General features: G+C 63.2%; 12 protein-coding genes. 6 read left to right on the top strand and 6 right to left on the bottom strand.

Annotation, left to right across the window (positions count from 1 at the left end):
- Nucleotides 1-82 precede the first annotated feature (82 nt).
- Nucleotides 83-1,270 (top strand): redox-regulated ATPase YchF, encoded by a 1,188-nt coding sequence (locus tag E4S61_RS12695; protein ID WP_135304299.1) that lies wholly within the window; start codon nt 83-85, stop codon nt 1,268-1,270.
- Between the two features lie 12 nt (nt 1,271-1,282).
- On the opposite strand, the gene E4S61_RS12690 is transcribed toward E4S61_RS12695, so the two are convergent.
- Together E4S61_RS12690 and E4S61_RS12685 are read right to left on the bottom strand one after the other, a co-directional pair.
- Nucleotides 1,283-1,828, bottom strand: coding sequence for a hypothetical protein (locus E4S61_RS12690; protein ID WP_135304703.1), 546 nt, complete (start codon nt 1,826-1,828; stop codon nt 1,283-1,285).
- Nucleotides 1,829-1,884: 56 nt separating this feature from the next.
- Entirely contained in the window at nt 1,885-2,538 is a 654-nt protein-coding gene (locus E4S61_RS12685) for a DsbA family protein (RefSeq protein ID WP_135304298.1), read from the bottom strand.
- Nucleotides 2,539-2,870: 332 nt separating this feature from the next.
- On the opposite strand from E4S61_RS12685, the gene E4S61_RS12680 reads away from it, so the two are divergent.
- Nucleotides 2,871-3,518, top strand: coding sequence for a helix-turn-helix domain-containing protein (locus tag E4S61_RS12680; RefSeq protein ID WP_167768491.1), 648 nt, complete (start codon nt 2,871-2,873; stop codon nt 3,516-3,518).
- A 58-nt stretch (nt 3,519-3,576) separates the two neighbouring features.
- Nucleotides 3,577-4,893, top strand: coding sequence for a cytochrome P450 (locus tag E4S61_RS12675; protein ID WP_135304296.1), 1,317 nt, complete (start codon nt 3,577-3,579; stop codon nt 4,891-4,893).
- A 147-nt stretch (nt 4,894-5,040) separates the two neighbouring features.
- Here the strand turns inward: E4S61_RS12675 and E4S61_RS12670 are convergent, their stop codons facing one another.
- The 3 genes from E4S61_RS12670 to E4S61_RS12660 all read right to left on the bottom strand — a co-directional run bounded on the left by E4S61_RS12670 (nt 5,041) and on the right by E4S61_RS12660 (nt 8,897).
- Complete coding sequence (locus E4S61_RS12670) at nt 5,041-5,775, bottom strand: universal stress protein (RefSeq protein ID WP_135304295.1); 735 nt, start codon at nt 5,773-5,775, stop codon at nt 5,041-5,043.
- A 1-nt stretch (nt 5,776) separates the two neighbouring features.
- Complete coding sequence (locus tag E4S61_RS12665; RefSeq protein WP_135304294.1) at nt 5,777-7,207, bottom strand: APC family permease; 1,431 nt, start codon at nt 7,205-7,207, stop codon at nt 5,777-5,779.
- A gap of 436 nt (nt 7,208-7,643) precedes the next feature.
- A complete protein-coding gene (locus E4S61_RS12660) occupies nt 7,644-8,897 on the bottom strand; it encodes a hypothetical protein (RefSeq protein ID WP_245180718.1) in 1,254 nt (417 codons plus the stop codon).
- A 90-nt stretch (nt 8,898-8,987) separates the two neighbouring features.
- Here E4S61_RS12660 and E4S61_RS12655 point away from each other — a divergent pair, with 90 nt between their 5' ends.
- From E4S61_RS12655 to E4S61_RS12645, 3 genes are all read left to right on the top strand, one after another.
- Complete coding sequence (locus E4S61_RS12655; protein ID WP_135304293.1) at nt 8,988-9,821, top strand: formate/nitrite transporter family protein; 834 nt, start codon at nt 8,988-8,990, stop codon at nt 9,819-9,821.
- Nucleotides 9,822-9,912: 91 nt separating this feature from the next.
- Nucleotides 9,913-10,155, top strand: a complete 243-nt coding sequence (locus E4S61_RS12650) for a hypothetical protein (protein ID WP_135304292.1) — start codon at nt 9,913-9,915, stop codon at nt 10,153-10,155.
- 76 nt (nt 10,156-10,231) lie between these two features.
- The gene (locus tag E4S61_RS12645; protein ID WP_135304291.1) at nt 10,232-11,188 is read left to right on the top strand and encodes a nucleoside hydrolase; all 957 of its coding nucleotides are present in this window, start codon (nt 10,232-10,234) and stop codon (nt 11,186-11,188) included.
- 361 nt (nt 11,189-11,549) lie between these two features.
- Here the strand turns inward: E4S61_RS12645 and E4S61_RS12640 are convergent, their stop codons facing one another.
- Nucleotides 11,550-13,988, bottom strand: coding sequence for an amino acid permease (locus tag E4S61_RS12640; protein WP_135304290.1), 2,439 nt, complete (start codon nt 13,986-13,988; stop codon nt 11,550-11,552).
- Nucleotides 13,989-13,997: the final 9 nt, after the last annotated feature.

The following is a 13,997-nucleotide window of genomic DNA, read 5'->3' as shown; positions in this document are numbered from 1 at the left end:
CGCTCAGACCTCGCTAGCCACTCTCACACGCTCTCCGTTCGTTTGGCAACGTTTTAGCCGCTCATTCGCTTGGTACCTCTCAATGAGCTACAAGATCGGACTCGTCGGCAAACCCTCCGTCGGCAAGTCCACCTTCTTCAATGCGGCGACGATGAACGACGTGCCCGAGGGCGCATACCCTTTCACGACCATCGACCCGTCGATGGGCGAAGCGTACGTTCGCGTCGACTGTGCCGCTCCGGAGTTCGAACACAGCTGTACGCCCAACCACGGCTACTGCACCGAGGGCGTGCGGTTCGTCCCGACGAAACTCGTCGACGTCGCCGGGCTCGTCCCTGGTGCCCACGAAGGAAAGGGGCTCGGCAACCAGTTCCTCTCGGACCTCAACGAGGCCGACGTGCTCGTCCACGTCGTCGACTTCACCGGCGAGACGGACCTGGAGGGCGAACCAACCGAGGACCACGACCCGCGCGAGGACATCGAGTTCCTGGAGAACGAACTCGACATGTGGTACTTAGACATCTTGGAGAAGGGTATCGAGCGCTACCGCTCGGGGTATCACGGCGAGGACAAAGCCATCGAGGCCGACCTCGCAGAGCAGATGTCGGCGTTCAAGATCAACGAAGACAAGATTAAACAGGTCGTCCTCGCGCTGGATCTAGAACTGGACCCCGACGAGTGGGACGACGAGGACCGGGAGGCGCTGGCCCGCGAGATTCGCATCCGCACGAAGCCGATGGTCATCGCGGCCAACAAGATGGACGCCGAAGCGGCACAGGAAAACTGGGCCGAGATCACCGAGGACTCCGACTATGAACACCTGACGTTCGTCCCCGTCTCCGCCCATGCCGAGAAAGCGCTGAAGAACGGCGACGAACAGGGCGTTCTCGACTATCGGCCCGGCGACGCCGACTTTGAAGTCACGGCGGACCTCCCCGAAGAGAAGGCTGCCGGCCTCGAACAGATCCGGGAGTTCGTCACCGAGTTCGAGGGGACCGGCGTCCAGCGGGCGCTCGAAACCGCGCTGTTCGAGGAGTTGGGTGCGATCGCCGTCTTCCCCGGCGCTCGAAAGCCACAGGAGGACGGCACCTTCTTACAGGACTGTTTCGTCCTCCCTGATGGCTCGACGGCCGAGGACTTCGCGTACTTCCTGCACACCGACATCGGCGAGGGGTTCCTCCACGCTCACGACGTGCGCTCCGGTCGGCAGGTCGGGGCCGACACGAAACTTGATCATCGAGACGTCGTCGAGATCACGACGACGAACTGACCGGGCGAGCAGTCAGACTTCGACCGGACAGCCGTTTATCTCGCCGCCGCGCATTCCGTCTGCGAGCCAGTGAATCGAGAGCGTGAGGACCACGAGCGCGCCCAGCGCGAACTCTAATCCGTTGAGCGGCAAGAAGACGAGCGAGGCGGAGACCCCCAGTAGCGAAAGCAGTCCGAGCAGGACCGCCGACCCACAAGCCGCACACCCCGCGCCCAGCGTCCCCAAGAGGACACCGGCCGCGCCGGCCCCGCCCTGTCTGATGGCGACGCCGTGCTCTCGGAAGTGATAGGTCGCCATCGCCACGTCGACGCCGGTCAGCACCGCGACGACCACCAACAAGAGACCCTGTGCTGGATGGAAGAAGGTGCCGACGAAGGGGTACAGTTCCGAGAGAACGGTCAGCCGGCTTTCGAGCGGAAGCGACCCGCCGACGACGAGATCTATCACCAGCGGGACGTTCAGCGAGACGACGAAGGCCGTCAGCGAGGCGACGGCGACGAGGACGGCAAGGGCAGCGTACGTCGGCAGCGTGAGGACGAGCCTGGCGGTTCGGCCCATCAGCCGCCAATCGCTCCGGGAGACCGGCGGGCGCAGGGAGCGACGCCAGCCCCGCGTCACGTCGCCTCACCCAGCGCCTCCGCGACCACCTCGTAGCTGACGCTCCCGTTGACCTTCGTGACGAACTCGCCGTTCTGAAAGAGGAGGACGACCGGCGTCGTCTCGCCCAGTTCCGCCGCTTTTGCGGCGTCCACGTCGGCTCGAACCGCGTCGGCGTACGCTCGGTTCTCGGCGTCGCTGACGACCGCCTCCGCGTCGAGGCTCGTCGTCTCGCGCAGGAACGCCCCCGTCCGGTCGAGGACGTTCTCGGCGGAGAACTGAGAGCGATTCTCGAAGTAGTGGCCCAACAGCGACCAGAACGCGGCATCGTCGCGGGCGTAGGTCGCCTCCAGCGCCTGGCTCGCCGGCTCACCCCACGGGAACACGACGGGGTACATCCGCACGACGTACGCACCGAGTCCCGGGTCGACGAGGTTCGACAGTATCTGTGGCACCGTCTCCGCGTGGAACGCCGCACACCGCTCACAGGAGGGGTCCTCGAACGTCAGCACGACGTGCCCGTCGAGGTCCCCCTGTCGCGGTTGGGCGTCGAGGCCCGCAGCCGCGGGATGGTCCTCGATGGATTCCCCCGTCGCCTCGCTCCCCCCACAGCCCGCGAACCCGCTGGCGAACCCCGCCCCCGAGAGCGCCAAGAAACGTCGTCGCTGCATACCGGCGGAAGGGACTCCCCGGGTTTATCGTTTGTTCTCCCGTGCGTCCCCGAGGGGCAACCGTCTTGCCGCCGCGTCCGGTAGAATCGCCCGGCCGATGACGACAGCGCGTTCCGAGCCCCGGTGACTCCGCGGCGGTGACGAACCCTATGAGTGCCGAGGCCGACGTTCTATCCATACATTTTCGAGGAACAGTGAACGAACGTCGTAGACTCGCGTCCACCGGTGTGGCGTAGGTGTCCTCGAACTGTCTCACGCCCTGCCGCCCGCAGACTCTCCATATGGCTCGAACCCAGCGACAGTGTATTGGGGTGGCCGATCCAACCACAGATATGCGGTACCTGACGCTCACCTTTCCACGGACGCCAGCGTCGGAGACCGATAACGCGCTGATTCCCGGGCTCGACGTCGACCGCGGCACGCTATGCAATATGAACTACCTCCACGACGGGACGCTCGTTCAACTCTGTCGGCTGGAGGCGTCCCGTGACAGCGTCGTCGCCGACCTCGAATCGTGGGCTGACGCCATCTCCTACGATGTCTTCGACACCGAGAACGGTGATCTGTACGTTTTCGTGCACTCCCACCCGAGACCGGAACTGGCCGAGTTACTGCGGATCGTCGAACGTCATCGGCTGCTCGTCGAACTACCGATCGAACTCGAAGCCGAGAGCGTGACGGTCCGCATCGCAGGTGCGTCTGCGGCGCTTCACGACGCGATGGACGACCTCCCCGCCGACGCCACGGCCGACGTCCGTATCGAGCAGTTGGGCGCGTACGACCCGGAGATCGACGCCGCTCGTTCCGCCCTGACCGACCGCCAGCGAACTGTCCTCGACGCTGCCGTCGACGTAGGATATTACGCGACGCCACGCACCGCCACTATCGAGGATGTCGCGGCCGCCGCGGAATGCGCCGAGAGCACCGCATCGGAACATCTCCGCAAGATCGAGGCCCGCCTGCTCCCCCGTCTGTCTTAAATGACCAGTCTTCGCCCGCAGTAGGCCGATTGGCCGTGGGCACGTTCCTCTACACACAATGGCAACGACGAATCACACCGACACGCCGCCCGGCCCGACCGGCTACCCACTCGTGGGCAACACGCTCCAGTTCGCTGGCGACCGACTCGGATTCGTCACCGACACCGCGACCGAGTACGGGCCGGTGGCGTCCTTCGAGGTCGCCGGCAGGACGATCTATCAGGTGAGCGACCCCGAACTCGTCGAACAGGTACTCGTCCAGCACAACCAGTCCTACATCAAGGGCGACCTCTTTCAGGAGGCGCTCGGTGACGCGCTCGGCGAGGGGCTGCTCACGAGCGAGGGGTCTGCGTGGCGTGAGCAGCGCCATCGGATGCAACCCGCCTTCCATCCAGGGATGCTCGAACAGTACTCCGAGCAGATGACCGACGGCGTCGTGCGCCTGCTCGACACGTGGGCTGACGGCGAGACGCGTGATATCCACGAGGACATGATGCACCTCACCGTCGAAATCGCCGCCCAGACGCTCTTCGATGTCGACGTTTCCGACGAGCAAGGCGACGTCAGCGACGCGCTCGAAGCCGTGATGGATTACGCCGAACGCCCGTACCATCCACCCAGTTGGCTCCCGACGCCGGAGAACCGCCGGTATCAGGCCGCCATCCAGACGCTCGAGGATGTTGCCGACCGCATCGTCGAGAAACACGACGAGGGTGACGGCAACGATATCGTTTCGATCCTCCTCGCGGCACAGGGCGAGGACATCACGCGCGAACGCGTTCGCGACGAAATTATCACCATCCTGCTCGCCGGCCACGAGACGACGGCACTGACGCTGACCTACACACTGCACGCCCTGGGCCGCAATCCCGAGCAACGCGCCCAGTTGCAGGCCGAACTCGACGATGTCCTTGACGGCCGGACTCCGACGATGGCCGACCTCGACGACCTGCCCTACACCGAACAGGCCATTCAGGAAGGCATGCGTCTCTATCCACCCGTCTGGGAACTGGTCCGGGAAGCCACCGAGCCCGACGACCTGGGTGGCTACGAGATCCCGGCCGGGACGACCGTCACGATGCACCCGTGGGTGGTCCACCACGACGACCGCATCTACGACGCCCCCACGACCTTCCGCCCGGAACGCTGGACCGACGAGTTCGAGAGTTCGCTCCCGAAGTTCGGCTACTTCCCCTTCGGCGGCGGCCCACGCCGCTGTATCGGCGACCGCTTCGCCATGCTCGAAGCTCGCCTCGTCCTAGGGACCATTGCACAGGAGTGGACCGTCACTCCCCACGACGACCTCTCCTTTGCCCCCTCGATCACCCTCCGCCCCGACGGTCCCGTCGAGATGACCGTCCGCCGTCGTGACTGACCGACCCCGAAGACAGACGCAAGTGCGTCTCGTCACCGGTATCGAAGTCGTGGATAGAGTGTAAGCCGTGAGTGCCGAGGCCACGTATTCTACGGGTAGACGGCGTCTCCAAGCGACGGTACTGGCTGACAGAGGCGCACTGTCCGTTCACTTACCCCCCTCTCGTTCGGGGCGTTCGCGCTGTACGACCAGCACAGAGCCGAGGAACCGATCGGCAACCTGATCAGCCGGCATACCGAAGACGAACGTCGTTAAAGACGGATCAGTTTCACCCATGACGACGGCATCGAACGCCTCGGCTGCATCGACGATCGCATCGAGTGGATCCTGGTTCCGTTCAACTCGTGTCTCGATCATCGACGCGTCCATTCCGAGCTCTCCCAGTCGTTCTACCATCCCATCGAGAAGGGTCGCTATGTCCTCGTCCGTTTCCTCGCTCTCGGCGACGTGATACAGCGTGATCGAGACGTCCATCGCCCCGAACATACCGGCAACGACGCGGGCAAGACGGTCGACTCCCACGGTCCCGCGGACGGCGACGAGCACGTCTTCGACCACCCCCGTCGCGTTCGGGACGAGGACAGCCAGACAGTCGTGCTCGTAAATCGTTCGATCGATCGTCTTCTGCCCATCGTGCGTGAAGACGAGTCGCCGTTCGACGGTCGCTCCCGCCGCCTCGAATATCGCCTCGTATTCGTCGAGACGGTTCGTAGCGCGCTCCTCGAACTGCATCTGTGCCTGTCCCGGTGCAGTCTGTTCCGGAATGATGTGATATCCGAGGAGGACGACGTGGGCGTTCGCGAGGAGGTCGGGAACTCCCTCCGGGACCGATTCCCTTTCGAGCACGCGAATCGGAACGAGTATCGCTGGACGGTCCTCCATGTTAGATGTCCCCTTTGAGTGTGACGTCCCCAGCATAATAACGGTACCAGAGGTACGAGACGAGCATCACCACGATGCCGATGCCGATGGAGGCTAGCTGCATGAACGCGATCAGTCCAAAGCTGGCTAGGGCACCGATGCCGGGCAACACCGGATAGCCCGGCACCCGGTAGCTGGGAGAGTACCACTCGGGATCCCGTCGTCGCAACACGAGCAGGGCGACACACATCAGCCCGTACATGATCAGGTGGAGAAACGAGGCGACCTCGGCGAGTAGTTCGACCTGTCCGGTCGCGACGAGGACCAGGATCGGCCCGCCAGCAGCGAGCAGGGCGACGTGTGGCGTACCGTAGCGGAGGTTGACTTCGCTCGCCTTTCTGGGGAGCAGGGCGTCACGGCTCAGTGCGTACACTGCCCGCGAGGCACTGAGAATCGACGCGTTCGCACTCGAAAACGTCGCCAGCAGTCCGGCACCCAAAATCGCGACCGCGCCGGGCTGGCCGAGGAAGTCACGGGCTACTTCGACCATCGCCGTCTCACCGAACTGACCCAGTCGGTCCGCACCGAACGCGCTGGTCGCGACGAAAATCGTCACGACGTAGAAGATAGTGACAACGAGAACCGATCCGACCATCGCCAGCGGGAGATTCCGCCCCGGTTGTTTGATTTCCCCGGCAACGGTCGCGACCTGGGCGAACCCCAGATACGAGGTAAACACCAACGCAGCTGTCGTCAGCACGGGGAAATGTCCTCTAGAGAAAAACGCCTCCGGAACGCTTCCGCGACCGAAGACGCCAAACGCGTCGAGGACGCCATAGGAGAGAAACACCGTAAGTACCACGAGGAGGATTCCCACGACGACGTTCTGGAGCTTTGCCGTGTTCTCCGTGCCGCCGATACTCAGCGCGGTCAGAGCTGCCCCGAACACCAGTCCAACTCCGATGACGGGGCTGAACGGGAGCCCGACGCCGAGTTCGGCGAATACGGCGCTCGCATAGTGGCCGAGTCCGACGAGATAGAACGCGGAGGCAAACACCAACCCCAGCCACAGGCCGAGGCCCACAATCGCACCGTATGCCGTTCCCATCCCGCGCGAGATGAAGTAGTAACCGCCACCGCTACGCGGCATTGCCGTAGCGAGTTCAGAGGTCGGTAGCGCCACGAGCAACGCGATGAGTCCGCCGATCGCGAACGACAGGGTGGCGGCGAGCCCTGCGTTGTTCGCCGCTAACCCCGGGAAAACGAAGATACCCGCACCAATCATGGTCCCGATTCCAATCGCCAGCCCGCCGACCAGCCCGATAGTCCGCTCGAGTTCGACGTCGTCGTCGTGGACCGTCGTCTCGTCGGTGACGGATTCCGGCTCCGCGACGGGCGCCTCACCAGCGACGTTCTGACCGCCCGGTTCGACGTCGACAGGCTGTTCGTCCATAGGAGTGATTGTTTCAACAGCTGGATAAAAACGACGGAAAACGAATCGAGCAGGTCCGACGGGTCAACGCCGTCGGAGCAGGCGTCGTCCTTTGCGAACGATGCGCCGTCGCACGCTACGCGGGAGTCGTCGCCAGGTTTTCATCGCCTTACGAAGTTTTCCCATTGAAAGACACCTCCGATTAGCTCGCGCCCGCTCTCGCTCGATGCGGGCACACGTCGCTACCTCTCGGACGGCCTTAACGCTACGCCCTGCAAGCAGGCTTTCGCCCCGCATAGCGCGACTTTCTATCGTACCGATCGAAGCGAGGGACAGGCCGACCGCACTGTTGTCGTGTGGTCGGGTGTGTGTTGAGCTTCGATGGCGACAATCGGCTGTTACTCTCCCCTCGTCGACCGTTGCGGTGGGTCGCGTTTTGCGGACACGCGGTGTTGAACTACGGTCGATCGGGGAACAGCGTGAGGTGGCTGACGATGGTTCGACTCTCCAGTCCACCAGCTAGCGCGCCAGAGAGGACACCGATGGTGCTGATGAACGCGCTCGTCCGGACGAGGTCCACGAGGTCCACTGCCGGATCCTCGAGGCTCGGCCAGTTCGACATCAGGTTCGGCGGGAAGACGACCAGTTCGATGACGAGGATAATACCCCAGACCAGCCCGAACAGGCCGAGCATCGCCAAGACGAGGACGAAAAAGACAGTGACGTTGACCAGAGCGGTGTGTTCGGTGACGACCCGGTGTCGCTTTCGCGGAAACGAGAGGTTCTGCGAGAACAGCAGGTAGACGGCGGCGACGAGGATGCTCGCGACGGCGAACAGCGCTGCGGTCACGTTGCTCATGTGGAAGCCGACGTCCCACGACTCGGCACTGAAGACGATGACGAGTGTCGGCGTCACCGCTGCCGTCGAGAGCTTCGGCAGCGACAGCGGCAGTAGGGGGGCCCGACTGTTGCCGAGCGCCTGCCAAATCTGCCCGGGGTTGCCGACGGCACTTCGAGCGTGGAACGCGAGGCGCGAGAGCGGCCCCCGAGGGTGGGCTTCGGTTGCCGGAATCTCTCCCGCTATCCGGTGAAGGCGAGCCTCTACGTCCGCGTCGATCGGTGGGACGTCTCGACGGTTCGGGGCAAACGCGAACGGTTCCATGACGCCGCCGTCCGCGTCGCGGTGACGAGCACCCAGGACGTGCCCGACGAGGTGGACCAGTAGCGTCGCCGCGTTCCAGCGGACGGCCTCGTCATCGAGCGAACGCAGCGGCTCGCCGCGGGGCGCGCTCTGCAGGTTCCGCGTCGAGACGACAGCGACGCGAGAGAGCGGTGACGACAGTCCGGGGACGAACCGCTCTCGGCTCGAGACGAGCGGAACGTCCGTCACGACGACGACCACGTCGTATGGCCCCTCGACCATCCGATGTGTCGCACGGTCGAGGAACTCCGACGGTCGGCGTCTGTCGTGGTCTGAGAGCTGTGCGGGGTCTTCGAGATAGAACCGCCACGTAACGTCCGTAGCCGACGACAGTTCGTCGACCGCATCCTCGGCCGCCTGTGCGGCGAACGACTGGAGTCGGCCGGGGTCGGTCCCAGGAGCATGAGTGACGAGCAGTCCGACGTCGATCTCGAGGTCGACCGGCCCCGCACACTCAGCCGCCACCAACTCGGGGTCCCCGTGGCACCCCGCCCGAGAAGCGTCGGTCACAGGAGAGCGTTCACAGCGAACGCACTTAACGGTCTGTGACCATCGCCTGCCCAAAGTTCGTATCCGTCGGGCCTGTGTATCCTCTGGCGTATGAGTCACGAAGAATACGATACAACTCGGGACTATCAGACTATCCTCCGCCTCCAAATCGAGGAGGGCGTGAAGGAACTCGAACGGCCGGGTCATGGTCAGTTCCTCTCGTCGCTTTCGTGCGGGCTCACGCTCGGTATCGGTGTCTTCGGGCTACTCATGTTCACGACGGTGCTCGGGCCCCTGCTCGGCGAGGGAGCGGTCCATCTTCTGCGGTCCGTTACGTACACGTTCGGGTTCGTGCTCGCCATCATGAGTCAAACGGAGCTATTTACCGAACACACGACGCTCGCCGTACTGCCAGTTCTCTCGGGTGACGCCACGCCACGTAGCCTCGGTCAGCTGTGGAGTCTCGTGCTCGGAGGCAACTTGATTGGCGGAGCGATCTTTGCGGGGTTCATCTTCGTGAGCGGGCCGTCTCTCCATCTAATCGAGAATCAGGCCTTCGTCGACGTCGCTACCACGTTCATCGACCTCGCTCCGACGGGCGTGTTTACTGGCGCAATCATGGCCGGGTGGTTGATGGCGCTGTTGTCGTGGATTCTCACCTCCGTCGGCGACAGTATCAGTCGTATCCTCGTCATCATCATCTGTACGTTCCCAATCGGCTTCGGGCATCTCCCCCACTGCGTCGCCGGCAATATCGAAGTCATCGCCGGAATGCTCGCGGGCGCGGACATCACTGTTCTCCAGTGGGCACAGTTCCTCACAATCACTACAGCAGGTAATATCGTCGGCGGGGTCGTCTTCGTGGCTCTCCTGAACTACAGCCACGTCGTCTGGGGGACCGAAGGCGAGGACGTAGCGGAATCCATCGAAGCCGCCGAAGAGTGAGAGAACGGGACGTTTTTGTGAACCGACCCGTTGGTGACTGAAAGCCTTGCAAGCCGCAGACATTACTGCCGTCCTGTCGAACGATTTGTCGATGACAGTCACGTTCACCGAAGCCGACGAAGGCAAAGAAGTGGTCGATGCGAGCGGCAACACGCTCGGATTAGTCACGGAGATAGAACAGGACACGGCATACGTCGATCCCGACCCGGGACTCACCGAAACCGTGAAGGCCGACCTCGGGTGGGCTGAGGCGGACAGCGACGAGTACACCGTCAAACAGGACGCCGTCGAGACGAAGGCCGACGAGAAGCTCCACCTTCGAGGTAACCTCTAACTCGGCGTCGGTCACGGCGCTGTCCGGCAGTCCGCCCTCGCGGGAGAGTTAAGTTCACACCGAGCGATGTGATACCGTGGGACAGAGACTTATCATCGATACGGACACCGCTGGCGACGACTCGCAGGCGCTTCTCATGGCCGCACTCGCCGACTCCATCGACATCGAGGCGGTCACCATCGTCGCCGGGAACGTCGAGTTCGACTACGAAGTCGAGAACGCGAAGTACACGTTAGATCTCGCTGGCATGGCCGACTCGGTCCCGGTCTACGAGGGCGCGCGCCGCCCGCTCCTCAAAGAGTTCGACCACGTCGACCACGTCCACGGTGAGGGGGGACTGGGCGGCGAGCTCTACCCCGACACCGGGATCGCCTCCGCCGACGGCCACGCCGTCGACGCCATCGTCGATATCGCCCGCGAGTCGCCGGGCGAGGTGAGTCTCGCTTGCATCGGCCCGCTGACGAACGTCGCGCTGGCGATTCGGCGGGAACCCGACCTGAACGACCTGCTGGACGAGGTGGTGGTGATGGGCGGTGCGGTGAACACGCTCGGCAACGACACCCCCTCGGCGGAGTTCAACTTCTGGGTCGACCCCGACGCCGCGAAGATCGTGATGAACGAACTCGACGTGACGCTCGTCGACTGGGGGCTGACCGTTCGACACGGCAAGATTGGGGCGGACGACCTCGACCGGTTCGCCGAGGCGGAGACGCCCTACGCGGAGTTCTTCACGACAGTCACCGGCCACGCCCGCGAGTTCTCGAAAGAGCGTCTCGGCGTCGACGCCGCGACCCAGCCGGACACGCTCGCGCTCGCCTGTCTCCTGAACCCGGACCTCGTGACCGAGGCGGGGACGTACTTCGTGGACGTCGACGAACGGGAGGGGATGACTCGGGGGTATAGCCTCGTGGACGAACTCGGAATCACCGACGGCGAACCGCGAACGCGCGTCGTCGAAGCCGTCGACGAATCAGTGTTCGAGCAGATGGTCGCGGACATGCTCCTCCACGGCGACCCCGAGCGGTCGCTGTAAGCGCGGTCGGCAAGCGTGACGGTAAGTCTGGTCGATTTCCTTACACCCGTTCGCTAGCTCTGCAGTCGATAGGTTCTATCGGACACTGACTGGTGACTGCCCACTACTGGCTCTTCGAGAAGGAGAATCAGTCGCCACTAACCCATTGGCGTATCTGACCAGACCGAGTGTCTCCAGAATCGCTCCGAGAAGACCGATATCTCGATCGAGTTCGTTCTCGACCGAGCCGCCACTCGCACTCATACTGGTTCGTTTCGGAGATAGACCGATAAGAAGGAAGCCTGCCATTAAACAGATGCCGATAACTATGAAGAAGTCAGATGGGGGACTCGTCTCAGTAGAGAGATGGGATAGCAGCTATTCAGTCGGGCGTCTGCTCGCTCCCTGTTGGATGGCGCGTCGTCGTTAGTTGTTTGTAATACCGGTAGACCGGGAAGAGCCGGTTCCCCATTTGTTGCGAAAGGCCGGTCTCACTTGCGTATACAAGTACTGGCACGTTCGCACCTTCGGCTAAGTTGATCACTCGGTCCGGCGTACTTCCGAAGACCCACCGCTTCAGTCCACGGGTCCGAGTAGCCCCGATGATGAGTGGGCCGCCGTTTTCCGCGGCGGTCGAAACGAGCCCCTCGGCGACCGATGACGCAGTGACTTCCTGGACTTCTATCGACCCCGTCTCCGGGAGTTGCTCGACCGTGTCCGTCGCATCCTCGGCCGTTCCGCCGTCGCCGGACGGCGTGACGTTGATGACGTTGACGTGCGACCCCGCTTCCGCCATCGCACGGACGAGCGAGAGGGACGCGCTGTGGTGTGGTCCACCGCCAGCGCCGACGTTGATTGTCGAGATATCCGTGGGGTCCTCGAACCCCTGCGCGTAGAGGACGTCACAGGGGGCCTCGTACTCCACTTCTTGTGCGATCTCTGGGTGATCCTCGGGGTATCCCATCACGATGCGGTCGGCCTCGTCGTCACGGGCCGTCTGGAGGATGTCGAACGCGATGTCTCGGCAGATGTGTCCTTCCACCGTGTATTCGACATCGATGTCTTCGGTACCCAGCGACTCCGTGATCCGCTCTACGCGTCCGTTGGCGTCGTCGACGACTATCTCGTTGGGCGTCTGGTCCGGGATGTGAGTGACGTTGACAACCTGCACGATCGGGTTCTCATCGTACATCTTCCCAAGGGTCGCCGCGAGTTTGACGTGCGTCGCCGCCCGGTGTAAGCGCCCGACGGGGACCAGGATTCGGAAGCGGTCGGACTCGTCAGCGGTTGTCGATTCTGTTCCGCTGTCAGTCGCTGTGGTGCCACTGTTGGCGTTGATGGGCGACCGCGCAGAGACCGTGCGTTCGAACAGTTCCTCTACGTCCGGTGCGCCGCCCCAGAGAAGGTAGACGCCGATAAGCGCGATCGTCAGCACGAGACCGACTGCGACGCCGACCACCGGGAGATTGTAGATCAACGCGACGTTCGCGATGATACCCAGTATCGGCACGGCGGGGACACCGGGGACCCGAAAGCCCCGTCCCATGTCGGGGTACTTCCGGCGCGAGTAGATGAGCGCGCCGTTGACAAACGCCAGCGGTAGGAGCAAGTTGAGCGTCGCGAACCCGGTCAGCGCGTTCAGACCGAGCGCGAACTCCTCGATGACGACCGAGAACCCGGCGATACTCGTCTCGAAGTTTACCGGAATCGGTGTGAACATCCCGTTCTCGCCGAACAGCGTCAGGAACGCCACGATGAGTACGACGATGACGCCAGTCGCCGTCGTAGTGCTCCAGAACGGCGTTCCATAGTTCGGGTGAATCCGCGAGAGCCGACGGGGAGCTTGGCCCTGTCGCCCCATCAGTGAGCCGATGCCCGACGCGGCGAGAATCGACGCGTTCGACGCCGAGACCATGCTGAAGATAGCGCCCGCGACGATGAGATACGTCCCGACTGGCACGCCGGCGACGCTGATCGGGATGAACGCTTGGGCGACCGCGCCCATCGCCGTCTCGCCGAGTTGCAGAATCTGGTCGGGCGAGCGCGCGAGTCGACCCGTCACGTTCGTGATGTTCACCATCGCCACGATAACGAACGTATACAGAACGGTGACGGTGAGAATCGAAGCCGCGATCGCTCGCGGAACAGTCTTCCGCGGTTCGATGATCTCCCCGGCTGAGGCCGCGATGGCCGAGAAACCGAAGAACGTGATGAACGCGAGCGCGGCCACCGAAACCGTCCCGACAGGTTCGACCTGGAAGCTCCCGGTGAACTCACCGATTGCCGGCCCGACGCCGACGCTTGCAAACATCCCACCGATGAAGATTATGAGAACGGCGACTTTCGCCGCCGTCACGATGACCTGGAAGGAGCCCGATTCCTCGGTCCCGCGGGAGTTGAGCACACCCAGTAGAATCGCGGTGAGAACGCCGAACGTTCCGTGGGGGAGGAAGTGGAAGCTCTCCGGTATTAGAAACCGGAAGAACCAGTGGTCCATCGTCGCGAGATAGAACGCCGTCGTTCCGGTATACCCCAGAAAGAGAGACATCCCGATACTGTACGTCAGTAAATCGCGGTTGTCGAAGGTGCGGGACGTGAACAGATACCCCCCGCCGTTCTCGGAGTAAATTGACGCGAATTCCGAGTACGATGCCGCAGTGATTCCAGCGACGATAGCCGCGAGAATGAATGCGATGACCGCCGTCGAGCCGATCTGATACACCGCAATTCCCGACAAAGAGAAGATGCCGGCCGCGATCATCGTTCCGAGCCCGATCGCGAAGGCTACGGGAAATCCGAGTGTCCGTGTATGCTCTACCATTGGCCAGCG

Source organism: Haloarcula amylovorans, assembly GCF_004681185.1.
GTDB lineage: Archaea > Halobacteriota > Halobacteria > Halobacteriales > Haloarculaceae > Haloarcula > Haloarcula amylovorans.
Note: the sequence above shows the minus strand (reverse complement) of the source record. Positions and strands in the feature narration are given on the sequence as shown.